This is a genomic window from Vibrio sp. SCSIO 43136 (assembly GCF_023716565.1).
Taxonomy (GTDB): domain Bacteria; phylum Pseudomonadota; class Gammaproteobacteria; order Enterobacterales; family Vibrionaceae; genus Vibrio.
This window is the reverse complement of the sequence record NZ_CP071849.1, coordinates 754,910-778,006: the sequence shown is the minus strand read 5'-3', so window position 1 is coordinate 778,006 and position 23,097 is coordinate 754,910. Positions and strand designations below refer to the sequence as shown.

Annotated in this window: 37 protein-coding genes; 10 read left to right on the top strand and 27 right to left on the bottom strand. The window is 45.3% G+C overall.

Translation table 11 applies throughout. The features are described 5' to 3' along the window. Positions 1 to 2 precede the first annotated feature (2 nt). The 13 genes from J4N39_RS18315 to J4N39_RS18255 form a co-directional block, all read right to left on the bottom strand. Entirely contained in the window at positions 3 to 1,205 is a 1,203-nt protein-coding gene (locus tag J4N39_RS18315; RefSeq protein ID WP_252026612.1) for a phage major capsid protein, read from the bottom strand. A 65-nt stretch (positions 1,206 to 1,270) separates the two neighbouring features. Continuing rightward, entirely contained in the window at positions 1,271 to 1,870 is a 600-nt protein-coding gene (locus J4N39_RS18310) for an HK97 family phage prohead protease (RefSeq protein ID WP_252026610.1), read from the bottom strand. Next, entirely contained in the window at positions 1,867 to 3,108 is a 1,242-nt protein-coding gene (locus tag J4N39_RS18305; RefSeq protein ID WP_252026608.1) for a phage portal protein, read from the bottom strand. The genes J4N39_RS18310 and J4N39_RS18305 overlap by 4 nt, the downstream gene beginning before the upstream one ends. Beyond that, positions 3,105 to 3,302 (bottom strand): hypothetical protein, encoded by a 198-nt coding sequence (locus J4N39_RS18300; protein WP_252026606.1) that lies wholly within the window; start codon positions 3,300 to 3,302, stop codon positions 3,105 to 3,107. Before J4N39_RS18300 ends, J4N39_RS18305 begins: the two co-directional genes overlap by 4 nt. Next, positions 3,259 to 5,004: a terminase large subunit gene (locus J4N39_RS18295; RefSeq protein WP_252026605.1), complete on the bottom strand. Its 1,746-nt coding sequence runs from the start codon at positions 5,002 to 5,004 to the stop codon at positions 3,259 to 3,261. Before J4N39_RS18295 ends, J4N39_RS18300 begins: the two co-directional genes overlap by 44 nt. Before the next feature lie 2 nt (positions 5,005 to 5,006). Continuing rightward, positions 5,007 to 5,435 (bottom strand): P27 family phage terminase small subunit, encoded by a 429-nt coding sequence (locus J4N39_RS18290; RefSeq protein ID WP_252026604.1) that lies wholly within the window; start codon positions 5,433 to 5,435, stop codon positions 5,007 to 5,009. 324 nt (positions 5,436 to 5,759) lie between these two features. Then, positions 5,760 to 6,119: an HNH endonuclease gene (locus tag J4N39_RS18285; protein ID WP_252026603.1), complete on the bottom strand. Its 360-nt coding sequence runs from the start codon at positions 6,117 to 6,119 to the stop codon at positions 5,760 to 5,762. Continuing rightward, a complete protein-coding gene (locus J4N39_RS18280; RefSeq protein WP_252026602.1) occupies positions 6,119 to 6,355 on the bottom strand; it encodes a hypothetical protein in 237 nt (78 codons plus the stop codon). The genes J4N39_RS18285 and J4N39_RS18280 overlap by 1 nt, the downstream gene beginning before the upstream one ends. After that, the gene (locus J4N39_RS18275; protein WP_252026601.1) at positions 6,352 to 6,996 is read right to left on the bottom strand and encodes a hypothetical protein; all 645 of its coding nucleotides are present in this window, start codon (positions 6,994 to 6,996) and stop codon (positions 6,352 to 6,354) included. The genes J4N39_RS18280 and J4N39_RS18275 overlap by 4 nt, the downstream gene beginning before the upstream one ends. Positions 6,997 to 7,068: 72 nt before the next feature. Continuing rightward, entirely contained in the window at positions 7,069 to 7,233 is a 165-nt protein-coding gene (locus J4N39_RS18270) for a hypothetical protein (protein WP_252026600.1), read from the bottom strand. Positions 7,234 to 7,277: 44 nt separating this feature from the next. Continuing rightward, positions 7,278 to 7,703, bottom strand: a complete 426-nt coding sequence (locus tag J4N39_RS18265) for a M15 family metallopeptidase (protein WP_252026599.1) — start codon at positions 7,701 to 7,703, stop codon at positions 7,278 to 7,280. Beyond that, complete coding sequence (locus J4N39_RS18260) at positions 7,700 to 7,969, bottom strand: hypothetical protein (protein WP_252026598.1); 270 nt, start codon at positions 7,967 to 7,969, stop codon at positions 7,700 to 7,702. The genes J4N39_RS18265 and J4N39_RS18260 overlap by 4 nt, the downstream gene beginning before the upstream one ends. Positions 7,970 to 8,029: 60 nt before the next feature. Beyond that, a complete protein-coding gene (locus J4N39_RS18255; RefSeq protein ID WP_252026596.1) occupies positions 8,030 to 8,719 on the bottom strand; it encodes a hypothetical protein in 690 nt (229 codons plus the stop codon). Between the two features lie 77 nt (positions 8,720 to 8,796). Between J4N39_RS18255 and J4N39_RS18250 the strand changes: the two genes are divergently transcribed. Beyond that, positions 8,797 to 9,177, top strand: coding sequence for a hypothetical protein (locus tag J4N39_RS18250; protein WP_252026594.1), 381 nt, complete (start codon positions 8,797 to 8,799; stop codon positions 9,175 to 9,177). A 38-nt stretch (positions 9,178 to 9,215) separates the two neighbouring features. Here J4N39_RS18250 and J4N39_RS18245 read toward each other — a convergent pair whose 3' ends face one another. The 11 genes from J4N39_RS18245 to J4N39_RS18195 form a co-directional block, all read right to left on the bottom strand. After that, a complete protein-coding gene (locus tag J4N39_RS18245) occupies positions 9,216 to 10,490 on the bottom strand; it encodes a PIN domain-containing protein (RefSeq protein ID WP_252026592.1) in 1,275 nt (424 codons plus the stop codon). A gap of 109 nt (positions 10,491 to 10,599) precedes the next feature. After that, positions 10,600 to 11,151: a GNAT family N-acetyltransferase gene (locus J4N39_RS18240; protein ID WP_252026590.1), complete on the bottom strand. Its 552-nt coding sequence runs from the start codon at positions 11,149 to 11,151 to the stop codon at positions 10,600 to 10,602. Next, complete coding sequence (locus tag J4N39_RS18235) at positions 11,127 to 11,417, bottom strand: type II toxin-antitoxin system TacA family antitoxin (protein ID WP_252026588.1); 291 nt, start codon at positions 11,415 to 11,417, stop codon at positions 11,127 to 11,129. Before J4N39_RS18235 ends, J4N39_RS18240 begins: the two co-directional genes overlap by 25 nt. Positions 11,418 to 11,647: 230 nt before the next feature. Then, on the bottom strand, positions 11,648 to 11,821 hold the full coding sequence (locus tag J4N39_RS18230; protein WP_252026586.1) for a hypothetical protein: 174 nt from the start codon (positions 11,819 to 11,821) through the stop codon (positions 11,648 to 11,650). Positions 11,822 to 12,124: 303 nt separating this feature from the next. Beyond that, on the bottom strand, positions 12,125 to 12,454 hold the full coding sequence (locus J4N39_RS18225) for a hypothetical protein (protein ID WP_252026584.1): 330 nt from the start codon (positions 12,452 to 12,454) through the stop codon (positions 12,125 to 12,127). Positions 12,455 to 12,468: 14 nt separating this feature from the next. Next, complete coding sequence (locus J4N39_RS18220) at positions 12,469 to 12,735, bottom strand: hypothetical protein (protein WP_252026582.1); 267 nt, start codon at positions 12,733 to 12,735, stop codon at positions 12,469 to 12,471. 40 nt (positions 12,736 to 12,775) lie between these two features. Then, complete coding sequence (locus J4N39_RS18215; protein WP_252026580.1) at positions 12,776 to 12,940, bottom strand: hypothetical protein; 165 nt, start codon at positions 12,938 to 12,940, stop codon at positions 12,776 to 12,778. Beyond that, positions 12,940 to 13,965: a DUF968 domain-containing protein gene (locus tag J4N39_RS18210; protein ID WP_252026578.1), complete on the bottom strand. Its 1,026-nt coding sequence runs from the start codon at positions 13,963 to 13,965 to the stop codon at positions 12,940 to 12,942. Before J4N39_RS18210 ends, J4N39_RS18215 begins: the two co-directional genes overlap by 1 nt. After that, on the bottom strand, positions 13,965 to 14,138 hold the full coding sequence (locus J4N39_RS18205; protein ID WP_252026576.1) for a hypothetical protein: 174 nt from the start codon (positions 14,136 to 14,138) through the stop codon (positions 13,965 to 13,967). The genes J4N39_RS18210 and J4N39_RS18205 overlap by 1 nt, the downstream gene beginning before the upstream one ends. A gap of 241 nt (positions 14,139 to 14,379) precedes the next feature. Continuing rightward, entirely contained in the window at positions 14,380 to 15,261 is an 882-nt protein-coding gene (locus tag J4N39_RS18200) for a helix-turn-helix domain-containing protein (RefSeq protein ID WP_252026574.1), read from the bottom strand. 31 nt (positions 15,262 to 15,292) lie between these two features. Next, a complete protein-coding gene (locus J4N39_RS18195; RefSeq protein ID WP_252026572.1) occupies positions 15,293 to 15,466 on the bottom strand; it encodes a hypothetical protein in 174 nt (57 codons plus the stop codon). Positions 15,467 to 15,684: 218 nt separating this feature from the next. Between J4N39_RS18195 and J4N39_RS18190 the strand changes: the two genes are divergently transcribed. After that, positions 15,685 to 16,146 (top strand): hypothetical protein, encoded by a 462-nt coding sequence (locus J4N39_RS18190; protein ID WP_252026570.1) that lies wholly within the window; start codon positions 15,685 to 15,687, stop codon positions 16,144 to 16,146. A 218-nt stretch (positions 16,147 to 16,364) separates the two neighbouring features. Here the strand turns inward: J4N39_RS18190 and J4N39_RS18185 are convergent, their stop codons facing one another. From J4N39_RS18185 to J4N39_RS18175, 3 genes are read right to left on the bottom strand one after another with little or no spacing between them, the layout of a single operon-like run. Next, positions 16,365 to 16,535 carry a hypothetical protein gene (locus J4N39_RS18185; RefSeq protein WP_252026568.1) on the bottom strand — a complete coding sequence of 57 codons (171 nt, stop codon included), beginning with the start codon at positions 16,533 to 16,535 and terminating at the stop codon, positions 16,365 to 16,367. After that, positions 16,532 to 16,990: a phage regulatory CII family protein gene (locus J4N39_RS18180; protein ID WP_252026566.1), complete on the bottom strand. Its 459-nt coding sequence runs from the start codon at positions 16,988 to 16,990 to the stop codon at positions 16,532 to 16,534. The genes J4N39_RS18185 and J4N39_RS18180 overlap by 4 nt, the downstream gene beginning before the upstream one ends. 53 nt (positions 16,991 to 17,043) lie before the next feature. Next, the gene (locus tag J4N39_RS18175) at positions 17,044 to 17,262 is read right to left on the bottom strand and encodes a Cro/CI family transcriptional regulator (RefSeq protein ID WP_252026564.1); all 219 of its coding nucleotides are present in this window, start codon (positions 17,260 to 17,262) and stop codon (positions 17,044 to 17,046) included. 80 nt (positions 17,263 to 17,342) lie between these two features. On the opposite strand from J4N39_RS18175, the gene J4N39_RS18170 reads away from it, so the two are divergent. The 8 genes from J4N39_RS18170 (at position 17,343) to J4N39_RS18135 (ending at position 22,941) form a co-directional block, all read left to right on the top strand. Next, a complete protein-coding gene (locus J4N39_RS18170; protein ID WP_252026562.1) occupies positions 17,343 to 18,005 on the top strand; it encodes a LexA family protein in 663 nt (220 codons plus the stop codon). 59 nt (positions 18,006 to 18,064) lie between these two features. After that, positions 18,065 to 18,628: a hypothetical protein gene (locus J4N39_RS18165; RefSeq protein WP_252026560.1), complete on the top strand. Its 564-nt coding sequence runs from the start codon at positions 18,065 to 18,067 to the stop codon at positions 18,626 to 18,628. An 8-nt stretch (positions 18,629 to 18,636) separates the two neighbouring features. Beyond that, entirely contained in the window at positions 18,637 to 19,230 is a 594-nt protein-coding gene (locus J4N39_RS18160) for an HIRAN domain-containing protein (RefSeq protein WP_252026558.1), read from the top strand. A 397-nt stretch (positions 19,231 to 19,627) separates the two neighbouring features. After that, complete coding sequence (locus tag J4N39_RS18155) at positions 19,628 to 20,320, top strand: hypothetical protein (RefSeq protein WP_252026556.1); 693 nt, start codon at positions 19,628 to 19,630, stop codon at positions 20,318 to 20,320. A gap of 5 nt (positions 20,321 to 20,325) precedes the next feature. Beyond that, positions 20,326 to 20,550: a hypothetical protein gene (locus J4N39_RS18150; RefSeq protein ID WP_252026554.1), complete on the top strand. Its 225-nt coding sequence runs from the start codon at positions 20,326 to 20,328 to the stop codon at positions 20,548 to 20,550. Continuing rightward, entirely contained in the window at positions 20,528 to 20,755 is a 228-nt protein-coding gene (locus J4N39_RS18145) for a hypothetical protein (RefSeq protein WP_252026552.1), read from the top strand. Before J4N39_RS18150 ends, J4N39_RS18145 begins: the two co-directional genes overlap by 23 nt. A 19-nt stretch (positions 20,756 to 20,774) precedes the next feature. Next, entirely contained in the window at positions 20,775 to 21,404 is a 630-nt protein-coding gene (locus J4N39_RS18140; protein WP_252026550.1) for a 3'-5' exoribonuclease domain-containing protein, read from the top strand. A 277-nt stretch (positions 21,405 to 21,681) separates the two neighbouring features. Further along, a complete protein-coding gene (locus J4N39_RS18135; protein ID WP_252026548.1) occupies positions 21,682 to 22,941 on the top strand; it encodes a tyrosine-type recombinase/integrase in 1,260 nt (419 codons plus the stop codon). Positions 22,942 to 23,097 lie beyond the last annotated feature (156 nt).

Sequence of the window (23,097 nt, the reverse complement as noted above, 5' to 3'; positions counted from 1 at the left end):
GGTTAAGCGGCCTTGATTTCAAGCAGTTTTACTGCTGCCAAGTCTTCTAGCACCATGTCGAAGCGGTAGAACATCAAGAACGCTACCATATCTGACTCAGCGTAAAGCTCATCTAAACGACGCAACCCCATCCCATTAACACGACGAATCTGAACTGCAGTGTGATCACCGTATGAAACTGGTTTTTTGCCGTTACCCCAATCATCCATAGCAGGATCGATTTGATAGGAATCGCCATCGATTGTACCCGGTGTTTTACCAGCTACATCAGGCAACCAAATTGGACGACCAAGGGTGTCTTTCATCAGCTTAAGCCCCTTGAGGGTTGAGTCATTGAATAGCCACTGCGCACCGTTACGATAAGCAGGGTCTACACCATGCTTAAGCTCCAAGAATGAATCCCAGATTAACTTGCTATCTTTAACTGCTGAATAACCAACTTGAGCTTGTTTGTACAAGCCCTTAATGTTGTTACCAGTTCCGTCTCCGTTGATCAGCTGTTGCGCTTCCAAACGCCCAATTCGCTGACCACATCGGCGAGCAATCAGACCAAGAATGTCAATTCCTGTATCCGTCAAAAGCTCGTTTGAGATCTTGATGATTTTTGAAGAAGCTTTCTTTGCTCCGAGCTGAACGTTCCCAAAGGTAATGTCTTGGTCTGTTGCCTTATCGGTCTCACCTACCATCTCACCAAGCTCTGCGGTGCCATTGGTTTGTGGCCAAGAAATCGGGTTGCCACTCTCAGTATTCATGATAGTTGCAATGTTGGACAGACCACCAAACTGCTTCATGGTTTCTACAACACGGTTTCGGAATAATTTCGGTACCGTATAACCACCTTTCGCATCTGGAGTGGTTGTATTTGCACGCAGTTCTTTTAGCAGTTGGCGTGACTCTTGGCTCATTCCGTTGTAGCCATGCGCCACATACTCCGTAATAAGCTGGATTTGACGAGCTTCGTCATCACCTTGCTCATCGTCTAGCTGACGTTCTTCGTTGTTTTGTAGGTTAAGACTGCGCTCATCTGCAGCTTGAAGATCTGTCTCAACTTTAATCTGAGCATCAATATCTTCAAGAGCTTGGTTACGAGCATCCCAGTCAGTCTTCTGCTCGTCAGTCCATTTGTTTTCGCCACGTTCTTCTGCCAATGCACGCATTTCAGAAGCCATGTTGTTACGTTTTTGCAGTAGTTGTGCAAGTGTCATTTTCTTTGTCCCAATAAAAAACCGCCCATTAGAGGCGGTTTGTGTTAATTAAGTAGATGGTTTAATTAGATGCCACGAATCTGCATGTCTCGCTGGCGAGCTTCATGTTCAGCTTTGGCAATAGTTCTTGCTTCACTAGATTGGTGCTCCTCTAGTGAACGCTTTGCTGTAGTTGAGTCGGTATAGGCTGGCATCGATACAGGGCCGATTTCTTTAAGGGATGCAAGTTTGAAGATCTCACGGACTAACACCCCGTTATCTTCATACCACTTCTCTGCGCCTGGCTCGCTACTTACTCGGAAGATGAAGCTTGAACCAGTCACATCACCACGAGAGATTGGCTCCAACACTAGATCTCGAACCGTCTGCGTATCAGGAGGAGTAGCCACATACTCTACGCCTTCATCTGTTTCTCTAAGCTCGAGCGTGCCAGCTGCCGTGCGGCCAAGTATGTAATTTGGGTTATGGTTGAAGAAACAACGCACATCCCCATCTAACAATCCAGCTGCAGCACCCGGGCGAATGATTTCAACAAATCCCCCAAGGTCTTCGGAGCGTTTGTTGTACACGATGCCAAGCCCGCCAATAGTAGCGGCTTTGTCACCATCTGCTGGGGCGGCTCTTACCTCCCCCATGAAGTACCGTCTTTCGCTACCATCTTTCATCGTTTCTTGCCCTCTTGTTTGAGTTGTGAAGGGAGTTTGCAGTTAGCGCTGATAAGAAGCTCGTCTAAGCCATCCCTTGGGTTCAGGTCTTCCATCTCCCGGACTTCATTTCGATCCATCCAACCATCGTGAATGGCTCGCTGATAGAAGAGAGCCCGATCTTTAGGTGTGCCACGAAGTAGTCCACCTAAGTTGAACTTAACGTAGAAGCCTGCCCGCCTTTCATCTGGCGTGAATATCTTGCGGTTGTATTCTTGTTCGTGGCGAGTGACCCACGGCATGATCGAGTGAGTCACAAACTGAATGGCCTGCTCACTGATATTGCTAAAGGTTGCCCTTTCCAGATCACCAATCATGTGAGGAGGTACGTTATAGATACCGGCGATTTCACTTCGATTGAACTTTCTTGTGGCTAGGAACTGTGCTTCTTCAGGAGTAACGGTGATAGGTTTGTAGTCGATGTCGCCATGTAATAGCGCTGTCCTACCTCCACCCTTACCTATACCAGCACTGTTCCATGCTTTTTTAAGGTTTGCTCTTTGGGTCTCGCCGTTGGTTCCTGACCCTCCAGATTTGCTCACCAGTATGCCATTGGGCCTACCGCCAGAGCCGAAGAACTGGTTACCATACTTCTGCGCCGCCAGCCCAAGCCCAAGAGATTCTGCATGAACGGTTATGGGGCTCATACCCCAACGCTTATCGACACCACCAAATGACTTGATGTGAATGATCTCGTCAGGCCTTACCCACGTTTGTCGCTTATCGATATCATCCCATACTGGATACATGTAACGCCGAGTATTGGTCACACGCTGCGGCTTAGCGAAATTCTCACGCTCAATGTACTCAATCGAGGTTAACTCACCTCGAAAATTACGATTGATTTTAGAAACACCGTTACCAGACGATAGAATGTTAAGCATATTCTGCTCTCGGAACTCAAAGCTGGTCTGCCATTCATTGGGAGAGTCATGAAGCAGATAGTAAGCTGCATGATCCGTTGCTTTGCTTACCTTGTTGTCTTTCTTGCGCAGAACATGTAGCGGTAACTGAGCCATCGAGCTTGCGAGTATTTGAACCGAAGAAAACACTGCAGCTAACTGCAATGCTGTGGCGGGAGTAACGACCACACCAGCTTCACTCAAGCTGCCAAACTCAAAGACATCACTACCGACCTCTATCGATGTTTGACTCTGTGGCTCACTTCGACTTTCTAGGTCAAATAACGAGGTGATCATTTAGGTACCTTTCTTGGCCATAACTGAATAACAACGGCAATCAATGGCAACACCATAAAAATGGTCCCGCCAATGATCAGCGCTTTGTCTTCGCCTAAGCTTCGCCAAATACCCACTTCAAATGCGGCGAACCCAAGCAGGAACATGTAATTAATCCAAACATGCTTCTTCTGGGTCGTAGTCTGGGTCGTCATAGGGTGAAGCCTCCTCGCCTTCGTTGGTCATGGCTCGATACACGGCCATGATTAGCGCTACTGCGCCATCAATCTTCTGTTCTTTTTTGTCTTTACGTGGAAAGTGGTTTTCGTTGGCGTCTGCTTTGCTAACTACGTTGGAGATCATCCAGGTAAGCACAGGATTACCATCGTGATGGAAACGCCCCGCTTTCATTGCGGCCTCTAGTTCCTTCATACCAGGAGACAGGTGAGCAACGTTTTGTGGGATCTTGATTGCTAACAATCCCTCTTCAATAAGGTCTTGAGCTAGCTGGGCACAGTTCCATGGATCATGTGGTACCTCACGAACGGTATGTTCTTCTGCTAACTCCAGAACTTCATCACCAATCTCACCAAAATCAATCTCGGCACCGTCGGTTTGCTTCAGAGCGCCACCGCCTGAGTTGGGCCATTCAGTCTCAACCCATTGCTGGTAGAGCTTGTCGTTCTTTTGCTCTTTGTCGAAGATCGTCTCTTCAGGTAGGTAATGACGGCTAAAACAGTAGTAATGTAGCTGGCCGTCATCTTCCCAACGAGCAAACAACTGAATGAACGAACACACATCCAATTTGCTAGCCAAGTCGAGAGAGAACCATGCGGGAATCCCTGCAAAGTCCTCAATCCGTAAATCTCGGTCTTCACACGCTTTCCAGTGTTCTAGGTTGAAGAATGCACTTGATGCATTCACCCAAACATCAAGGTGTTTGGTTTTGAAAATATTGGTATACCGAGGGTTGCGGATTGCTCGTTGCTGTTGGGCAACCAGATAATCGTATTTCACCGATACACCAATATTGGGATTGGCTTTGATGAGCGCAGCTGGGTCACGCCAGTCGTCTGTTTTGTCGATGGTGTAGATGATTCCAAACAACTCATCATCGGTGATGCTACCGTTAAGCATCTTAACCACGTCATCGTGCAAATCTTTACACGGGCCCATGATGTTGGAGCCCGAAGTAGTGATCACCAAAGCCAGCGGCTGAGCACGCGCACCCATACCAGTGATCATAGTGTCAAAGAGTTCGGGGCCATCATGCTCGTGGTACTCATCGACTATTGCGATATGCGGTGAAGAACCATCACCTGGGTCACCAATGATCGGCTCAAAAACACTGCCGTCATCGAGCATCATCTTCTTGGCCATCACCTCAATACCAAATCGCTCGCGCAAATCTGGTAGAGCTTTAACCATCAGCTTGGCTGGCTTGAATACTTCCCAGGCTTGCTTTTCGGTAGTTGCACCACAATAGACCTCGGCACCATACTCACGGTCTGGGCCGAAACCCCAGATACCATTACCTGCTGCAATGATGGATTTACCGTTTTTGCGTGGTACCTCGATGTATGCAATACGGAAACGGCGAGTCTTATCTTTCTTCCGTTCCCAACCGTAGATACAAGCATGGATAAAAATCTGCCACGGCTCTAGCTTGATGCGCCGATCTGCTAATGGCTTTTTTGCCCACTCACCTTTGGTGTGCACCAGCAGCTGGATGAAGCGGCAGACCTTTTCGGCTTTTTCTTTGTTGAATCGGTACGGATACGCTTTGTCTTTCGACTTGGCCAAGTCATCAAGATGACGTTGACAAGACATACGAACGTATTCGCAAGCCGGTATCCGCCCGTTAACGATGTCGCGAGCATATTTGGCCGCTGCGTTTACGTTCGGATATTTCGCCATACTTAAAACTCGTTAAATGCGTTCTCACCTTTTTTCTTGCTGCCGCTGCCACCTAGCACTCTCACAGCACTTAGCGGGTCGAAGCCAAACAGGCTACCAAGTCGAGTTACTGAGCTAATTGCATCTTGGCGAACGGCAGCTTTGGGGTTTTTCTTCGGGCCGCCCATTTCACTGAAAACCGTCAGCCCGTCCTCTCCCAACTCTTTTTCAGCTTGGAGATACAGCGACAGGCTGTTGCAATAGATCATCAACAATGGTGCTCTGTCCAAAGTGAGTTGAGAGCGTTCAATGAGGATTTGACTGTAGGTCTCCCAAAACAAAATAGCGTTGTCATCACGTAACCCATCAGGTTCATCAATCTTGGTTAGCGCTCCAGTGACAGGAACGGCCAAAGCGTTCTTGTTTTTGCGGCCTCCGCCAGTCGCTCTCATAGTGTGATCTCGATCGTCAAAAAATTTTTCTTATTTATTGCATATAAAAATGTCCCTGGGGGGTCGGTCCTGATGTCAAAGCCCACAGAGATTTAACCCGCCCCCCTTGGTTCATTTGCATGGCTATCGCCTCGTCAAACTCACTATGAAAGCTGATTCGAATTGACCTTTACCGTCCTAGTGATGATTCCTTTCCTAACGATCCTGTCAAGCTTGAGAAGATCTGGCTCGGTATCAAAAAGCCAACAGAAGAAGGCTAAGGTTTTGATGTAAACCTTCACCCAAACAGCTAGTTTCACCTCTAAAACCAATGGACTTTGAGTTTTATGGTGAAGTTTTTCTTCGTTCTGTTGCTGTTTTACTTCGGTGACACCGCTTACAGAGGGCTTGGAGGTTGGTTTCATCGTCTGTTCCGCCTTGGGACTTAGGGAGGATATGGTCAACATCAGTAGCAATTACTGCGCGACCTTTCTGAAGGCACAGCTGACACAAATGCTTATCTCGTTTGAGAATGATCCGCTTGAGTCTATCCCATCCTGAGCCATAACCACGTTCATGACGGCTGCGGCCTGCTTGATGTGTTTCCCATCCGGTATGTTTGTGCTTATCACAATAACCTGAACGGCAGATGGTGAGCGCACTGCAGTTGGGATGGCGACACGGTCTAGGTATACGTGGTGGCATTATCGATTGGTGAATACTTTCGCTGCGCCAGTAATTGAGAAGCGGTAGTGTTCCTGACCATCAAAGCTGCCAGCCATGCGACCCGCTCGGATTTCATCACCCTTGCTTGTCGTAACTATCACCCAATCCCCTGCAGGTGTTTTTGCCTGGAGCTTAGCGCTACCAGCACCTGTTACAGTAATCTCCATTTGACCACCATTCCATTGAAACTCTGCTTCGTGCTTACGTTCTATCATGCATGAAAATCCCAGTAATAGTTTTGGTTAACGGTGCCAGCAATAGTCAAGTCATCACCAGCTACCGCAAGTGGGTTAACGTTTGGTATCACGCTACCTTCACCAATGTTAAACACGTAATGCATGTTTTCGGCTTTGCCTTGCTGGTTCTCTGCAATCAGGTAATCAAACTCAGCGTGAGAACTGGCTGCTGTGGTAGCAAACAGAGACTGCAACTCAAAGGCATGGGCGACACTCTCCCAGTTATCTAGCAACTGATTGTTTAGCACCAAGTTCAAGTTGTTCGGGTCAGTCGGTGCCAGTTCTATATTCAAGTACCCTTGCAACATATCTACTTTAGGCACTGGTATTAAGCGCTTTACACCTTTGATGATCACGATAAAGTTTGCGCCCGTCTTTTCGAGTCCGAGATAGGACGTTGTCCCATCATCGGAAGCACAGAAGACAAAATCCTTCCCACCAGGTGCAGCACCCATGATGTCGACGCCAACTTTGAGTCGGTAGCTGGTGCCGGTCAACGTGAGTTTGCGCTTCAGTTTGGTCTTGCTGTCATATACCTGCAGGAACGGTCGTATTTGTTCATCTGCAAATGGGCTTCCAACCATCGGACCAATTGCAGGCTCTAGCATTGGCTTAAGCATATATATCCTTTAAACACTCAGTGAATGTGCAAAGGATATGCGCTGGTGGAAAGCCACCAGCACACTTAAAGCTTAACTTTCAGCAGTGTTACGCTGAGTCAATTCAATGATACGGTCTGCATCTTTCACCATTGAATTATCGTTACGCTCCTTTAGTTCTTCAGCTACACACTCAATAGTGCTTAGCAGAAGTTTAGAACCAAGTGCCTTTAGCATTGATTTGAGTACTTCATTCATTTGTTCTTCTCCAGATATGAAAAAGGCGACCGTTATTGGTCGCCTTAGGTTAGTAATTCGAAGTGAGGGCCATCAAACGAGCCCCGTTGATGCTCATCTTTACTTGAGCCATTCATGTTCCAATCTCCACCCCAGCGGATTTTCACGCCGAGGATCTTAGAGGCAGCAAAAATGGCATCTTTCACAGCTGGGCATAGAGACCAATCTACTTGGCCATGTTTATCTAGCGGAATAAGGTCAACGGCATGAGCAAAGCCATCCTCTTGAATAAGGTGCTTACTATCCATCGTCCAAGTTCGTTTGGGTTCACCGTAGTAGAGCTTCTTCTGCTTCTCCAACGTTCGAACGGTTTCACTTACCGAGAAATCAACGTCCGTCAGTGTGATGGCCAAAGAAACCACAGCCGCCATGATTGGGTGAAGTTTGTGTAGACGTGTCAGGCTTCGCTTGCCTAGATAGAATTTCTTCATTGCTGTTCCTTGTCCTTGAGTGTGCCGGTGCGAACCTTATAGATGAATACGCAGATATCGAACACCAACCGAGCACCGATAAAGAAAAGGCCAATCATCGTGAGATAATTGGCCATTGAAATGTCTGGGCTGGTATCTACTGCTTTAGATGCCTCAGCTGCAGCGTCGTGACTAAAAGCGACTAGTCCTGAGCCTCCACCATAAGCGATAACCCGGCCTTTCCATTCTGAGTATCGCTCCATTAACGACTTAAAAAGATCGGACATTAGTTTCCCTCAGGCATAAAAAAACCGCCCAATCAGGCGGTTATTTTGAAATCTGTATACTTATCCATACTGGATATTTGCATAGTAATTTGACCCGTTTTGTTTTTCAATGGCTTTTTTAAACTCTTTTCTGGAGAGTGAGTCATATCTCATCAGTATATCTCTAACAAGGTCAATGTGATGCTGAATCGCTTCCCAGTGGGTTTGGTAGTAACGTGTACGAGTGTGCCAATAGCGCACTGTTTTGTTTCCCGTTACCTCCGCATCATGAAGCACTAGAGCTCGAATTAAGTCTGAGCGCTTATAGATGGTCTTGTAAGTTAGCTCGCCATTCTCTTTCTCCACTTTCGCACCGGTGGCTTGCTCCAAAGCCAAACCACCAGCAATCAAAGTTAAGATAGACTCAATACGCCGAAAGGTTTTCTCCTGCAATGGGATACCAGCCACCATGCACTCTACCGCCCAATCATGGCTCAGGTGCTTCAAGAACCTTTTAGACAACGATGTTCTATTCCATAGCGGTGACGCGTAAGCAAAGTAGACCCAATCCGAAAGGTGTTGGCCTAGTGTACCTACGTCATCAATCGCCGATAACACTTTCCCTGCATCTAGCTTAGAGCCAATCTCTCTATCTGCAGCACCAAAGCCACCGCCACCAGCACCATCATTGTATTTAGCTCTAATAGCTTCTGTGGCCATACCCACTGCAGCTGGTAAGTGCCATCGCTCTACGTTTGTCGCTAGCCCCATAACTCAATTCCTTCTAGATTTTACGCACCCAATCATTATACTGTACAAATATACAGTTTCAATTGTGCGAGGTGGTTATGTACCGCACTATTCAAGTTATCAATGGCGCCAGAATCGATCGGATGGGTGCAAACGGTGGGCTCAATAATCACAAAAGAAATTCAGGCAAAGTTACGGTACCACTCAAAGCTGGCCAGTTTACCTATCTACCTTTTGGCGGGTTTCTATCTGCAGAAAACGTAGTTGGCCTACGTCGCCTCAAAGTATTCGATGTTCGAGGGCTTTGCATTGACGATATGGGTATTGATGTTAGGTACCAGGTCCCAAGAGACCACTATGTGGTGGGTACGTTCTTAGAGGGGAAAGTGTATCTACTGCTGTTTGATGGGGAGATTCGGCACTACCTGATCAAGTATGCTGACTCTGATGGGAGGAATAATGTGGTTAGTTTAGTGTAGCCCAGCGTTATACTTACCAGGCTACACTTCAAATCTAGTTAGTCTTTGTCCGAATCACTATCCAAGTCTTCATTCAAATCAGTGTCAAAGTCATCACAGTAATAGCGTAGGCTATCAATAGCATCTCTGAGGTTGCGTTGATGGCGGATGTTTTGTTGCTCATTAAGATTCTTGATATTAGTAATCGCATCATCTGTCAACAAAGAATTCTTTACTAAATCTCTGCGTAGTTCTTTAGCCGCTGGTGACTCGTAACTCAGAGTGCGTTTTGAGGCCCAATACTTTTCTAATGCATTGCTAACTACTTGGTTCCATTCAAGACGAGAGTTATTGGAAATAAAATGATCACAGCTTGGCACCTCATCTCCCATGTTCGGATTATAATTAATCAAGTCTGCAGCTTCTTTTACTTCAACGATAGCGTCATCTGAAACAGCCTTACTTTCAGGCAAAAACTGCTTTGCATTAGCCAAAAAGCTACCCAGCGAATATGCATTAAATACCTCTAAATCAGTTTCAGTATAAACTTCATCAAGTAATTCACTGCGAAAACCAACTGTTTTACCTTGTACAATCTGCCACCAATCTTCTTTATTATCATCTGTAACAAAAATAAGGTGTGTTTTGTTGGTTTCTTTTGCATAAGCAATCAATTGTTTCCACACAATAAGATCACCATACTGTCGTTCGTAAGCTACGCCGCCGTATGAGTACTTATTATCAGCCTCTTTCTCTTTGTTAGCATCCTTATAACCTGGAGGAAGCTTGGCCGCATATCGTTTTTTACCTTCGTTCATGATATCAGCAATATCTTTATCTTCAGGTGGCTTGCCCACTCGACTATCTAGGAGATTACTAATGCGCTCTAACAGATGGTCTTCAGACTCAACTTTTAGACACGTTTTCTCTTGAACGTCCAGCTCCTCAAAGTACTCTTTTGTTAGCTTCTCAATCCCGTCAAGCAAAGGGTCCGGATTGATTTGACTATGTCTTTTTTTCAACTGGAGCTTAGCAAGATCTTCAGTTAACGTATGGACTGCTTTTTTGACCGCCTTTTTTGTCTCGCTAAATTTATTATGTTGACCATTAATAACAGCTTGTCGATTACGGTGGTATTCCAGTACTACATGGTGTGGAATCCAAATTCTATCTTTTAATCGCTCCATAAGATCGAGTACCTCTTGGCACGTACTTGATTGATATCGATAGACTCCATGAAGAACGTTAGTATCAAATACAAATACAGCTTTTTCCCAAAGCTCTTTCAGCTCTTCATCATTCAACTTTTTAAAGCTGCGAAACATATTTTTCATTTATAAATCCATGATTTTACTTTCAGATACAACAAAGCCCCATCATGGGGCTCTGAAAGTGAGGCCATTTTTGGTGTGCGGCCTCAGCCACAATCAATAACACTAATAACTAGTTTGATTTGAGCTGTTTTCGCAGCCCCTTCTCATACTGCTCAAGGGACATGATGAACATATCCGGTTGAGCCTTTGAGCGAATCATTCCCGCTTTTAGGTAAAAATCCTCTTTCCCTTCACGAGCCTTCAGGAACAAAGCGTACACAGCTACATCTCTTGATGATAAATACGCCTGTCTAATCGCCCGCCCCAAAAGATACTTACCTAAACCCTGTCCTTGGGCACTCTTACAAACCGCCAGTTTGCTCAGCAAAATACACGGAAACGAGCGGTATGGAGACTTGCGCCTCTCGCTATTAGATAGGTGCTCCTTATCAAATGAGCTGCTAGATAGCGTGAAGTAACCCAGAACTCGCTTTGGGTCTTCGGGTGACTTGCCAGGGACCACACACATATGAGGGATCGATATCTTTCTCTCATACTCTTTTCGAATATTTTTTGATAGGTAGTCGTTTAGATTATCGACCCCGCAATCAAATTCACTGAAATCATAAAGCGCTTCTGGGTCGAAGCGCTCGACTACTACTTGTTGATCTTGACCGTCCAAGTTTCCTCCGTGGACATTCCGATAATTTCCTCCATAAGCGGCGTTGGCTCTGGCGGGTTTTCTAGAGCATTCATAACAGCATCCCACTGCTCTGCTTCTATTTTTAAACGCTTATGCTCCTCAATAACAGCCTTAACTCGACCAGATACTGTTTCAGACACAAACTTACTAACTGTTGTATTCGATATTAGTGCGGCTTCCTCTAGTGCGCTTTTTTCACACTCCGACAGACGAAATTCAACTCTCTCTTTTTTCAATGCAACCATTTTACACTCAACAAGTCTTTCGACATTGTTGACCTCTACCTGACATGAAGAACATTTTAAACCTAACAACAATAGAGCCACTTTTATGGCTCAAAATAGAAATATTACTTTATAATTTTACTTACGGTGTTTCCCCGTACAAATGTAGTTTCGTGTATTGGGTACATGTTTGTCAAACAGTTTTGTACGGGAAAGTGCCGATAGACTATAAAAATTAGTAGTGACACATGTTAGCTACTACGATATTTCCTAATTATCTGCTCTACATCCGCCACCAGCCCAGCTGGAATCCGCATGACCTTGGTTTCTTCTCGCTTATGGCGGCCAGAACCTTGTCTTTTGCCCCCATGGCCGAAGTTGCCCTTGTCGATATCCAAAATGGATAACTGTTGTTGCTTAGACATAATCACTTCCATCCTATAGAACGGGCCACGTGCTCTAGAACCAAGTACCAAGCCCATGGTGGAAACATGTAGGCAACTAGTCCACTCATTGGACTTCCTGCAATGACGATTCCCATCATCCAAGCAGAGATCGTTGTGAATTGGATGATCCTTTGCATGTTCACTCGTTGTGGTTTCCGTTGCTAAGAAACTTCCTCTTCGTATCGATATATGTCCATACACCAAACGCCGAAACTAATACTCCTGCTAGTGCTGCCATCCCTAGAAGCAGATAATCCCAAACAGTCATAAAATCCCTATAAGTTATCTGAAGCCGCATGCTTTAAGCATAAATCGACCAAATTTTGTTTCATCACTCCACCCAGTTTCACCAGATTTAACGTACTGGTATGGAGCACAAATAAGAGTAAGTGGATAAGCCCAGAACATGTTTAGTCGATGCCACCATCTTTGCTCTGGCTTCCATCTTGTATTTACAATCTTAAACTCACTGCAGTAGTCATCCTCACGACTACCGAATACGAACTCAACGGCATCAACACCAGTCATATCTTTAAGTGGAACAGCAGAGTTTTCTTCGATGTACCTCTTTACCAATACGGAAGAAACGTAGCGTTCTTTGGCTTCAATCACGGTGAAAATTCCCCCTATTCAATTTCATCTTCATCAGGCTCAACAAAAAGCTCACCGTTCTCAATGGCCTCTGAGCAAACTACATCAATAAAACGCCCAAACTGGTCGTCATCTATCCCAGATGTAAACTCGCGGCTAAAGTGCTTTAGCATCGCCTTTTGATCAGTAACTCGACCACAATTATTAGTAGTAACTCCCAACAAAAAGGCACGCTTAAGATACTCAGCAGGTATTTCAACAACGAGCTTATCGTCTTTAATCTCAGCTTTAACTTGAGCCATGGAAAAAATCCCCCTCTAATCTTGAAAACCGTTACAGCTTTCAACGTAAATCCAAAAACAGCGCCACCAGCGCACCCAGTGACAACAGCCCTGCAATCACTGCATATCCAGTTCCACCGCCAGCACTTACCGTTTCAACTCGAATAGCTCCATAGATGAAACCAAGGATAACTAGCGATAGCCCTACAAACTTCTTATCCGACATCAGCCCAATCCCCCTACTTCCAACGCTTTCTTCTGCGTCTCTTTCACATGCCACAACTGACAACCGTGTACATGCTCCCACTCATCCACACTGCGGTGCAGTTCCTGGTGGTGGTCGTGGCACAAAGGAAATACAAACAAATCAGAGGCTTTACTGCCCATCCTCCCCTCACCATGGCCAATCAAGTGGTGAGCGATTCCTGCAGTTTTTCTGCATACCCGACAAGGCAACTTACGAACAAATGCCAAATACTTGGCTGACTCCCAGCGGATTGGCTTTGGCTTGGCCATGTACATTGCTGGTGGATCGTCGTCGATATCGAGCTTTAGTACCGGCTTGGCCAATTTCGCTAACTGCTCTGTTGGTGGGACCATGAAACGATCATCTTTCTCGACTGACTTAATACGATGGTGATGCACCGTTCTTGTCTCTTTTTGAAAGAGTTCGTCTAGCAGCTGGCTTGGCAACTGTTCGTAAACTCCGTTTCTTATCGCCCACCAGCACAGTTCCGGAATGGTTAACTGGTGGTGCCGGTCAAAGCGAAGCTGGCTAGTTACACGCTCAATCGCCCAAACCATTAGGTTATTCTTGGCAATGCGTTTGCCCTGCTCGCTTGGGTTCTCACGTTCTTTGTTGTCGTGTGTCCAGCAAGCTCTCACTGCACCTTGTTCGTACGAACAAATAGTTAGTTCCTTGTGACAGTAATCGCCCTGGGACACCTGACAATGGTTAATGCGCTCAAGCCAAAACTTAAAGTCATCCCCCAAACGCTTGTTAACGTCCTCATTGGTGAAGAACGGAAGCAAACGCTCATCCTCCACCAGTGAGTTCTGTATCGATACCAGCGGAGACTCATCCACCACACCACTTGGGATGTGAGCCATGTGCTCAGGAACAGGAGCAATTAACACTCGGTTACCAGAAAGCTTTTCCGAGAACTCACCAAGCAACTTGGTACCAGGCTTAAGCATCATCAAACCAAGTTCAGGCTGAGGAAATGATTGAAGAACTAAAACCTTACCCATCACCACACTAGCTCCAGTTCTGCTTTCAAACGTGTTGAGCGCCCTCGTCCTTCAACATCCAAAGACTTAACGAAATACTGCTTACCTTCATGGGTATACACTCGCTTGTTCTCGTAGCAAATACACAACGCATCAACTGCCTTACTGTTTGGCAACACTCTAATGATCACCATCCCTTCAATCCTTAATCCTAAATTTGTTCGTAAAACCAGTGAGTCGGTTATTCTCAGTGACTATCACCAGCTTCTTGCGGTTCACCTTCTTGATGAGGCTTACCAGCTCCATAACTTGAATGCTCAGCTCTGCGGCTAACTCAATAGGCAACCAGAGGCGCTGCCTAGTTCGCATGAGCGAAAGAAGTTCCGTTTCACTTGCCATCTCTCCCTCTCCCAAAGTTCATTTCAAACCTCTCCATCAGAAATTCACAGGGCGACCCTGCTCTCGTAGCTGAGCCCTGAAACGCTCTGAAGGGCAAAGCTTTTCCTGCGGTTTGGATTGAGCTGGTGCCAGTCGCACCACCTTGCCTCCAAGATTCCCCTCACGGGTTCTCACCAAAACTTCAAGGCGCATCAAGTACGAAAAGTCAGCCTTCCAGCCTCGATCGTTTTCCCCAAAGTAGAACTCACCAGCTTCACGGTTGAACTTCTCGAAGTATTTGCGTACCGCATCGAGAGTCTGCTCACCCAGTTCAGTCCAGAATTTTCTAACCTGACGCTTGCGGTAAGAACTTAGCTCCTTGCAGTGGGTTAAACGCTGCCCAAGGATCTCGTTGTATAGCTCTTGAATTTGCTCATAAGGCACCTTGTCCCCCTTGGGGGATTTAGGGGGTATAGATCTTGATGGATCTATTGGTGGATCTATTGATGGTTTATAGGCGGATTCTGCCCTACCCTCAGCCAGATTCTGGCCGTTGAAATGGGGGTATTCTGCCTGTTCTAAATCTGAACGTTCTAAATCTGGCTGTTCACTATCTAGATCCTCTTCTGGCTCTGCATACTTGAACGATTCAACACGTAACTTGCCAACATGAAGCTGGTATTGGTTACTTGCTCGCACTGTCTTTCCACGAACCTGTTTGAACTGATTTTTCTTAGTTAGCCACTTCGCCTCTACGAGCTTTTTAAGTACCGCTTTCACGGTACTAACGGATACGCCTGACTTTCTTGCAATGGTTTCAATAGACGGCCAACAAAAGCCCTTGTCATTACAGAAGTCTGCCAAGCACAACATGATCAACTTGTCTGAACCCTTAAACGTGGGTATATCCCAGACGTAGCCCATAATTTTTACTGACACTGCTTAGCTTCCTTTCTTATTCTGTATTTATTCATCTGCCACCAGCCCATTTACTGAACGTGCAGCGACTCTTTGCCGGAGAACTGGCGGGTTTGCTCTGTTCAATCGCCTTCTGGTGCTCAGAAGCCTGCTCCAAGAACTGATCATCATTGACCGACTTTTTACGCAGTCGATTCACTTGCTCAATACGTTGGTGAATGCACATAACTCGCCCTCCATGAGTGGTGCTTGGCTTTGATTCCCAGGCCAAGCAAACTGGGTTCCATTGGTTGTTATGCCACTAAGCAACCGATAGAATGGAGCCGCCACTAAGTAACTAAAAAAATGGAAGAAAAATGAAATATATAAATTCATGCGGAGAGCGAAGAGACTATCAACCACCAAGGCCTCGCCCAACGCCACCACCGAAATAGGACGAAAACCATGGAACGCCACGAAGTAGAATTTGATATCAATTACGCCTACACCCTCGAGCTTTACCATCGGAACTTCTACACCAGGGCAAACAACATCATTGCTTTGCTCCAAGTGTTTCTCGGCTCCATGGTGTTTGCCGATGTCAGCGGATACTGGCTCTACGGCGCATTCATCTCGTTGCTGACCATAATCGCCTTGATCTATAACCCAGCAGGACGAGCTGCAATCGCTAAACAACAAGTGGAAGTCCTTGGCCAACTTAAAATCAATCAGTCTCAGCACACTGATGAAAGCCTCTCGCTTGCTTACGCAGAACTGACCAAAGGGACTAGCGAAATCCTTGGCACTTTCAAAGACCCCGCTTTCAATCGGGCTTGTATCATGCAAGGTAGCTATGATGACGTTGTTCAACTCACTAAGTTTGAAGCTGTAATGGCTTGGCTGGCAGGTGATCTGCCTCGAAAGTAGTTTCACTGATTGCCCTCCACTAGCTTTACCACGGCTTGGCGTGAAATCTCCGCCAAGCCGTTTTTTGTCCGTAAGAAATAAAAATACTGATCACCAGCCACTACTGACTTAATGATTGAATGTTTGAATTTTTCTGGTACTCTTCGCATCAATACTCTTTCCTATAGAGTTGTTGTTGAAGCCATCGCCTATAGAGTTGCCGCTCTGCGATGGCTTTTTCATTTCTTGAGTTTGTCGTGCTCAAGATGCTGTTCACACTTGCTACCAATTGCCTTTAGCGCATCTAACTCCATTTCCTTTCTGATTGTTTCGTTCTGCTCGAGCGCAATTGAACTGCGCCAAATGTCCACCAGCTGCCCAATCGTTTCTAATGTTTGGTCAATTTTCATATCACTGTTCCTACTGCTATATCCCCAAAGGTGACGGCCATACTCAAACCGCCAAATCTGTTTTCTGCTGCATAGCCAATCGTCATGGCCGAGGCCACCAGCGCTTGAACCGATTGAGTTAAGCGCACCACACCGTTCTGTGAGATGGTCGGCATGTTGAGTTGCTCCGCTAGCTGGCCAAAGGCCTTGGCGGCTACTAAAAATTCTGTGTTTAAGTTGGTGTTGGCGTTTAAGTCCACTGGCACTGGCTGGGTTAACCCAACCTCGCTACAGATGCCATACACCATTGAGTAATCCCGAGACGCCTTGGTGAAGCCCACCAAGTCCGCCACGTTCATTCGCTCTTCTGTTCGGTTGATGGTGAACTTTGCCTTGACCCTGTTTTCATACTCACGCTCTGAGTAACCAAGCCTTAGAGCTAACGCTCGTACAGAGTTAGCTTTCTTGAAGCGCATAACTCCTGATAGAAAATGGTGGTTTCGCCCTACTTGGGTTTGATGGGGCATGATCATTTCTCACAGCTTTGGTTTACTTGCTTCCCCATGGCGTTTTGAAAGTCTTTTGTGTTCATCAACATGTGAAGCTGATATGTACGGCTTTTGGCTACGTACTCCCCCCACTGGCTCACAGCTGCATGACTGATACCAAGTTCATCAGCAATTTTTTGCTTGGTACCAAAATATGCAATTGCTTCTTTCATTTCGATTCGGGGTAGTGATCCAGTCATAAATTCAATCTCATTACTAAGTTTCCTTACTATTAGGTCATGTAAGTAAACTTATGTCAACACCATGTAAGATAACTAACATGAGCAAAGAGACTATTGGCGAACGTATTCGCCGTGTTCGAAAGGAACTAAAACTAAGTCAGCAAGAACTAGCCAAGCGTGTTGGAGTTTCTGCTACATCTGTTGTTTTCTGGGAAAGGGATGAAAACAAACCTAAAGATTTGATTGCAGTTTGTGAGGTCCTAAGAGTTAACCCGAACTGGTTGAAGACAGGGCAAGGTGAGCGAGAAATAACTAGTAATATTGTTCCTGTTGAGTCACAAGTTTGCTCCAACAACACTGCGTTTCCTGTTATTAGCATGGTCTCTGCTGGTGCCTGGATGGAAGCTGTAGAGCCGTACCACTTATCAGCTGTAGATGAATATCTAGAAACCACCGAACGTGCTAGCGAAAACTCATTCTGGGTAAAGGTTATTGGAGACTCGATGACAACACCTTCAGGACTTAGTTTTCCTGACGGGATGTATATTCTTGTCGATCCAGAGGTCGAAGCTATAAATAAATCATTTGTTGTAGCTAAGTTAAAAAGCGTAAATGAAGTGACGTTCAAACAACTGATTTTAGAGGCTGGCCTCAAGTTCCTTAAGCCCCTAAACCCTAACCCTATATATCAACCAATGCCTATTAATGGTGATTGTAAAATTGTTGGCGTCGTTATCGATGCTAAATGGAAATTGAGATAAGGATATTCATTAACTTACAAGGACGTATATGATTTTTAACTACGCCCTTGGAGTACCAAATGAAAAAGTTATTGGCAGTGTTATCTGCCACGGCAGCGCTAGCTATGACAGGCTGTCAAACTATGACCGAACCTACAAGAGTTACCACCTCTTTAAAAACTGTAGAGTACAACTCTATCGCCAACCGTTTCATGGCTCGTCCTACATATGTGTCTACTCAATCAGAGAACGGTGGAACCGAAAAAGTTCTACTTGTTGAGATGGATACATATGGCAGCAACCAATATGGTTCATTCCTCCGCTTTAGTAGCTTTCAAGTAGATCAGTACATTTCATTCATAGATAAGTACTTTGAGTGGGAAGAACTGGCCATTGAGCGACAAGATGCGTTTACCAAAGAAATAGGCTCAGCACCTAGCTGGCATTCTGGCAACTTGAAGTTCGAGTTCCACAGTGGAAACTCTACTAACCACTACCTTTCTATTTCATTCTGTTCTTCAATGATTTGTCTTGAAGGAGAGCACTATTACGACAAAGACAACGCTAACAAACTGAAATCCTTACTTAAAGGCTTATCGGATGGTTCAATTCAAGAAACTAACTTTGATAGCGTGTATAAGTAGGCTAGAAGATGTCAACACTATTCAGTTTTATTAAAAAGCTATTTTACGGCTACATTGCAATTGTTATTTTATTAATTTTAAAAGACGTTGTCCTAAAGGACTCCACTGATAATGTCTTCATAATCATCGCAGCGCTACTATTCTTTGTTTGGCTGTTTAAGCGTAATTCGTCAAGTAGTCAGTCCACAAGTTCATTTGGCGGTGAAGTTTCGGCAGGGAACCATAGATACAAGAACACTATACCAAAGGGCTTTCGTATCTTTTTCCACGAGATGGAAGTAGCAGGTACTGGTTACAGAAAAAGCGCCGTGCGCACATTCATTGCTAACCCTGAGTCAAAGCTCTTCCTGCGCCATGACCCATATAATGATCATGATTCCAATGCGATTATGGTAATGGCTGAGATAGATGGGATACTTTCAAAGAAAGAACATCACCTAGGATTTATCCCAAGAGATCTTGCCAAAAAAATAGTGTCTCTTGGTCTGCACAACCAACTCTTAGTGCGAGCTAAGAGCGCATGGGTTGGAGACCGAGGAGGTCTGAAACTCTATATCGATCTTCTGGGTGATAAAGACGATTTTGATCGCTTGCACCAGTAGACTGCTAATAAGCCTCTCCCATCAAAACCGCTCAGTACAACTGGGCGGTTTTTTTTATGCTCGGAGAAAAAATATAAGTTTACTTAACAAAAACACTTGCCAACCAAATATAAGTTAACTTAATATCCTTTCCATACTTTGAGCATAAGTTTACTTATAGAACCAGAATTACATAGGAGACCCCAGCGGATCGGTGGGGCTAATAACCATCCGCACCGGAGCGTCTTGATCCATTGGTCTCTGAGCCAAAAAAACTCTAAGACGGTGACCGGTAGTGACTGTTCATGGATGTAGTAACCAAGGATAGGAACGGGCAAACCCTCTCAGAGGGCGCAGCCTAAAGCCTTTTGTGATGAGGGTTTTAGCCTGTGATTAAACGAGTAAGGAATTCAAAGCTATGAAAGAACTGCAAGATATCGTGTCCAATCAGATCGCTGCAATGATTGAAGATGGCACTGTTGAAGAGATGATTAAAAACAAGCTGCAAAGCACAATTCAAGATGTGATCAGCGACTCTATGCGCTCTTATGGTGATTTTGGGAAAGGTATTCGAAGTAAGGTAGATGAGTCTCTAAACGCAAGCCTAAGCAAAGTCAGCCTACCTGAGTACAACAAGTTTATCGCAGATACCATCTTGGAGAGTTATGCAGAAGGTCTAAATGCTCACGCCAAGGAACAGGTTAAGTCAATTTTGGACGAGAAATTGGCTCCAGCTCCTAAGGTCATCTCTGCTGGAGAACTGCTCGCGACAATTGGCAGGCACTGGGAAGATGATGCGAGGAATAACGGACATGAGGAAATCGAGGTCGAATGGGATTCTCGTGAAAACACCATATGTATTACTGCAACCCATCCAGAGTATGACTGGAAAAAAGTCAAAGTAACCCTATATAACCACAGCCAGGATAACAAGCGTAACTACACGATAGGTTATATCAACGAGGATAATCGCACTATCAGCGGGTGCATTACTGGTGCTACTCATGGTTATGGTGTTTCTGGCTACCTATACAAACTCTACTGCGCTGGAACAGTGATTACCGAATTGGATGATGAGTACGGTGAGAGTATCTACGTAGGGTTTGATTGATAACTATGACTGCAATCTACAAAACAAAACACGGACACGTAACGATTGGCGATGAGTATTGGCATTACCCAACCAATGAATTCCCAACGGCCAAAGCCGTTGACCTCAAGCTAATCAAGACCGAAAACCTAGAGAACGGCTGGGGTGTTACCAAACGCATCCCAGCAACAACACCAATTACTCAGAAGCTTTTGAATGAGTTTGCTGATGAAGCTAGTGAGAAGATGTGAGATGCGAGAGTTACCAAGCAACATCAAAGATGCAATTAGGCAGGGAACCAAACGAGGCAGACCAATCAAGCTAAATAAGTCTCTTATGCGTGAGTCAATGAACTACCCACGTGGCAAGCAGCGAGATGAGTTTCTGGATACCTTTTTCATATTTCGCAGCACCATTAAAGACTGCCAAATGTCTATCATCGTACGATTTAAGTGAACAAAGTTAAGGAGTGACGATGTCACAGCACATTTTTGAAAACGTAACTATCGACCTAGAAACCCTAGATACAACTAACAACGCTAAGATCCTTAGCATCGGCATCGTTCCTTTCAATTGGGGTGAGTGCGTTAGCTTTGAAGAGCTATGTAATCGTGAGAGTAGCCTGTACATCAAGCTAGATTTGGAGTCTCAATTCGCTATTCGTAGTGCTTCTTCCGGAACTGTCGAGTGGTGGGAACAGCAAGGTGAAGCAGCGCAGCATGTTTTAGAGCCTAGCCATGATGATGTTTCGCTGGTTGATGCACTGCAGATGGTTCAAGACCATTTAATGAAGTGGGTAAAACCTCTTAAAAAAGATGGTGGCCAAGCCTTCTGCCGTGGATATGACTTTGATGGCGGCATTTTAGATGATGCTTACGAGCAAGCTAATCTTAAAGCGCCTTGGAGCTACAACCGCTTCCGTTGTGTTCGTACCGTGATTGATACGTTAGCTAATACTCGCAACGGATACGTGAGTGGTAAGAACCCAGAAGGCTTTATCAAACACCACGCTTTGCATGATGCTGCTAAAGATACCTCTACGATGATCGGCCTCGATTGGGACGCTCGAATCATTGAGGCCAAAGAGAACGCTGCTACCCAATAGCGTTTGCCCTGCCCCATTGGCCAGCGATGGGGCATTATTTTCAACTCTATTTCAGCCAGAATCACTTACCTAAAGGTTACGGCTGAGTTTATTACTGCTGTGAGAGGTTATTTATGAGCAGCCTAGGATTCGAAGTCGTTTACCTAAGAACAGCCGCCAATTGCATTGGCATTGAAGAAGAAACCCTCCGTAAACGAGCTCAAAGGGGCAAGTACCCTTCCTATGTGATGAAGAAGGTTGACGGTAGGTGGATGGTAGATATTGAGGAATGGAATAGATGGCACCGAGAACAGCCCCATTAACAAAAGAAGATTACCCAAAGGGAGTTGTACCCCACGGGAACAGCATCAGAATATCCTTCACTTACAATGGTGAAAGAAAACGAGAAACGCTTGGTATTCCCCAGACTAAGCAGAATGTAAGGTTTGCAGAACTCAAACTGCAAACCATCAAATACGAAATTGAAATGGGTACATTTAATTACGCTGCTCATTTCCCCAATTCTAAACACGCCAGTGGTAAGCCGATTGCGCTTACCATGAAGCACCTTTCAGAAAAGTACCTTAAAGACCTTGAGCATGATGTAAGGCGATCCACATTCAAACGATATTCTTGGGTTATAAGGGATTTCCTAGAAATATACGGAGAGAATCGACGTTGCGACACTATTTCTCCCCGCTCTCTTGTTAGCTACCGTAATGAGCTGGTGAAAGGTCGAAGTGGACGAACCATCAACCGAAACATAGTAACGGTTAAAGCTTTCATCAAGTGGCTGTTCGAGATGGAGTATATCGATCGAGACCACTCTCATATCCTTAAGCGAGTGAAAGAGAGTGAGCCCGATATCAACCCGTTCTCAATGGAAGAGTTTGAGACTGTTTTACGAGCGAGCCACCAGCTACAGCACAGAAACCTGCTGACACTCTTAGCCTACTCGGGGTTACGAAGTGGAGAGGCCTGCGCCCTGGCATGGGAAGATATCGACTTTGAAAATCGAACCATGCATATTCGCCGTTCTACCTATGAAGATCGAGGGCTTAAAACCACCAAGACAGATAAGGAGCGTTTCGTAGATATGCTAGAGCCAGTGGTTGAAGCACTTAAAGCTCAAAGGCACCTTACCTACTTCTTCGAGCCTAAGGTTTACGATATAGAATTGCCGGACAAAGGCGTTCGTAAGGATAAGATTCGATTTGTGTTTAATCCGAAAGTGGTTAGAAAGCAGAAAGGCAGTGAGTTTGATTATTATGGGAAACGTGGGTTAAGCCGAATCTGGAAGAACTTAACCGATAGGGTTGATGTTGAGCACCGTTGCCAGTACCAATTGAGGCACACCTACGCCAGTTGGATGATCACTCATGCAAATGTGAATGTCAGTTACCTGGCTCAGCAAATGGGGCACTCTGATATTACGATGGTTGCAAAAATCTATGGTAAGTGGCTGAAGGAGTCTAATAAGAAAGAGTCCGATCGTGCTTGGGGCGAATTGGAGAAGGTTAGGAAGGAGTCCAGTGTACAGTTGCGTGTTGTAAATTGATAAATTTATTCATTAACAACAATTAGTTAGATATGAAAATGACCCAAAGATTTTGGGTCATTTTCATTCTTGGCCTTGGGTCTTTATTGGGTCATTCTAGATGCTTATCTAGTCCCGCATTGTCCATTTCACTGTATAAGCAAACAGTGCAATCAC

Excerpts from the sequence above, each read along its gene's own strand:
- J4N39_RS18315 (WP_252026612.1), bottom strand. The coding sequence starts at position 1,205 with ATGACACTTGCACAACTACTGCAAAAACGTAACAACATGGCTTCTGAA.
- J4N39_RS18145 (WP_252026552.1), top strand. The coding sequence starts at position 20,528 with ATGAAGCTAGTGAGAAGATGTGAGATGCGAGAGTTACCAAGCAACATC.
- J4N39_RS18180 (WP_252026566.1), bottom strand. The coding sequence starts at position 16,990 with ATGCGCTTCAAGAAAGCTAACTCTGTACGAGCGTTAGCTCTAAGGCTT.
- J4N39_RS18165 (WP_252026560.1), top strand. The coding sequence starts at position 18,065 with ATGAAAAAGTTATTGGCAGTGTTATCTGCCACGGCAGCGCTAGCTATG.
- J4N39_RS18135 (WP_252026548.1), top strand. The coding sequence starts at position 21,682 with ATGGCACCGAGAACAGCCCCATTAACAAAAGAAGATTACCCAAAGGGA.
- J4N39_RS18160 (WP_252026558.1), top strand. The coding sequence starts at position 18,637 with ATGTCAACACTATTCAGTTTTATTAAAAAGCTATTTTACGGCTACATT.
- J4N39_RS18170 (WP_252026562.1), top strand. The coding sequence starts at position 17,343 with ATGAGCAAAGAGACTATTGGCGAACGTATTCGCCGTGTTCGAAAGGAA.
- J4N39_RS18230 (WP_252026586.1), bottom strand. The coding sequence starts at position 11,821 with ATGTCTAAGCAACAACAGTTATCCATTTTGGATATCGACAAGGGCAAC.
- J4N39_RS18150 (WP_252026554.1), top strand. The coding sequence starts at position 20,326 with ATGACTGCAATCTACAAAACAAAACACGGACACGTAACGATTGGCGAT.
- J4N39_RS18250 (WP_252026594.1), top strand. The coding sequence starts at position 8,797 with ATGTACCGCACTATTCAAGTTATCAATGGCGCCAGAATCGATCGGATG.
- J4N39_RS18155 (WP_252026556.1), top strand. The coding sequence starts at position 19,628 with ATGAAAGAACTGCAAGATATCGTGTCCAATCAGATCGCTGCAATGATT.
- J4N39_RS18210 (WP_252026578.1), bottom strand. The coding sequence starts at position 13,965 with ATGGGTAAGGTTTTAGTTCTTCAATCATTTCCTCAGCCTGAACTTGGT.
- J4N39_RS18260 (WP_252026598.1), bottom strand. The coding sequence starts at position 7,969 with ATGTCCGATCTTTTTAAGTCGTTAATGGAGCGATACTCAGAATGGAAA.
- J4N39_RS18275 (WP_252026601.1), bottom strand. The coding sequence starts at position 6,996 with ATGCTTAAGCCAATGCTAGAGCCTGCAATTGGTCCGATGGTTGGAAGC.
- J4N39_RS18185 (WP_252026568.1), bottom strand. The coding sequence starts at position 16,535 with ATGAAAATTGACCAAACATTAGAAACGATTGGGCAGCTGGTGGACATT.
- J4N39_RS18300 (WP_252026606.1), bottom strand. The coding sequence starts at position 3,302 with ATGACGACCCAGACTACGACCCAGAAGAAGCATGTTTGGATTAATTAC.
- J4N39_RS18295 (WP_252026605.1), bottom strand. The coding sequence starts at position 5,004 with ATGGCGAAATATCCGAACGTAAACGCAGCGGCCAAATATGCTCGCGAC.
- J4N39_RS18255 (WP_252026596.1), bottom strand. The coding sequence starts at position 8,719 with ATGGGGCTAGCGACAAACGTAGAGCGATGGCACTTACCAGCTGCAGTG.
- J4N39_RS18285 (WP_252026603.1), bottom strand. The coding sequence starts at position 6,119 with ATGCCACCACGTATACCTAGACCGTGTCGCCATCCCAACTGCAGTGCG.
- J4N39_RS18305 (WP_252026608.1), bottom strand. The coding sequence starts at position 3,108 with ATGATCACCTCGTTATTTGACCTAGAAAGTCGAAGTGAGCCACAGAGT.
- J4N39_RS18205 (WP_252026576.1), bottom strand. The coding sequence starts at position 14,138 with ATGGTGATCATTAGAGTGTTGCCAAACAGTAAGGCAGTTGATGCGTTG.
- J4N39_RS18290 (WP_252026604.1), bottom strand. The coding sequence starts at position 5,435 with ATGAGAGCGACTGGCGGAGGCCGCAAAAACAAGAACGCTTTGGCCGTT.
- J4N39_RS18235 (WP_252026588.1), bottom strand. The coding sequence starts at position 11,417 with ATGGTTGCATTGAAAAAAGAGAGAGTTGAATTTCGTCTGTCGGAGTGT.
- J4N39_RS18190 (WP_252026570.1), top strand. The coding sequence starts at position 15,685 with ATGGAACGCCACGAAGTAGAATTTGATATCAATTACGCCTACACCCTC.
- J4N39_RS18215 (WP_252026580.1), bottom strand. The coding sequence starts at position 12,940 with ATGTCGGATAAGAAGTTTGTAGGGCTATCGCTAGTTATCCTTGGTTTC.
- J4N39_RS18270 (WP_252026600.1), bottom strand. The coding sequence starts at position 7,233 with ATGAATGAAGTACTCAAATCAATGCTAAAGGCACTTGGTTCTAAACTT.
- J4N39_RS18245 (WP_252026592.1), bottom strand. The coding sequence starts at position 10,490 with ATGAAAAATATGTTTCGCAGCTTTAAAAAGTTGAATGATGAAGAGCTG.
- J4N39_RS18140 (WP_252026550.1), top strand. The coding sequence starts at position 20,775 with ATGTCACAGCACATTTTTGAAAACGTAACTATCGACCTAGAAACCCTA.
- J4N39_RS18280 (WP_252026602.1), bottom strand. The coding sequence starts at position 6,355 with ATGATAGAACGTAAGCACGAAGCAGAGTTTCAATGGAATGGTGGTCAA.
- J4N39_RS18265 (WP_252026599.1), bottom strand. The coding sequence starts at position 7,703 with ATGAAGAAATTCTATCTAGGCAAGCGAAGCCTGACACGTCTACACAAA.
- J4N39_RS18175 (WP_252026564.1), bottom strand. The coding sequence starts at position 17,262 with ATGACTGGATCACTACCCCGAATCGAAATGAAAGAAGCAATTGCATAT.
- J4N39_RS18195 (WP_252026572.1), bottom strand. The coding sequence starts at position 15,466 with ATGTGCATTCACCAACGTATTGAGCAAGTGAATCGACTGCGTAAAAAG.
- J4N39_RS18220 (WP_252026582.1), bottom strand. The coding sequence starts at position 12,735 with ATGGCTCAAGTTAAAGCTGAGATTAAAGACGATAAGCTCGTTGTTGAA.
- J4N39_RS18310 (WP_252026610.1), bottom strand. The coding sequence starts at position 1,870 with ATGAAAGATGGTAGCGAAAGACGGTACTTCATGGGGGAGGTAAGAGCC.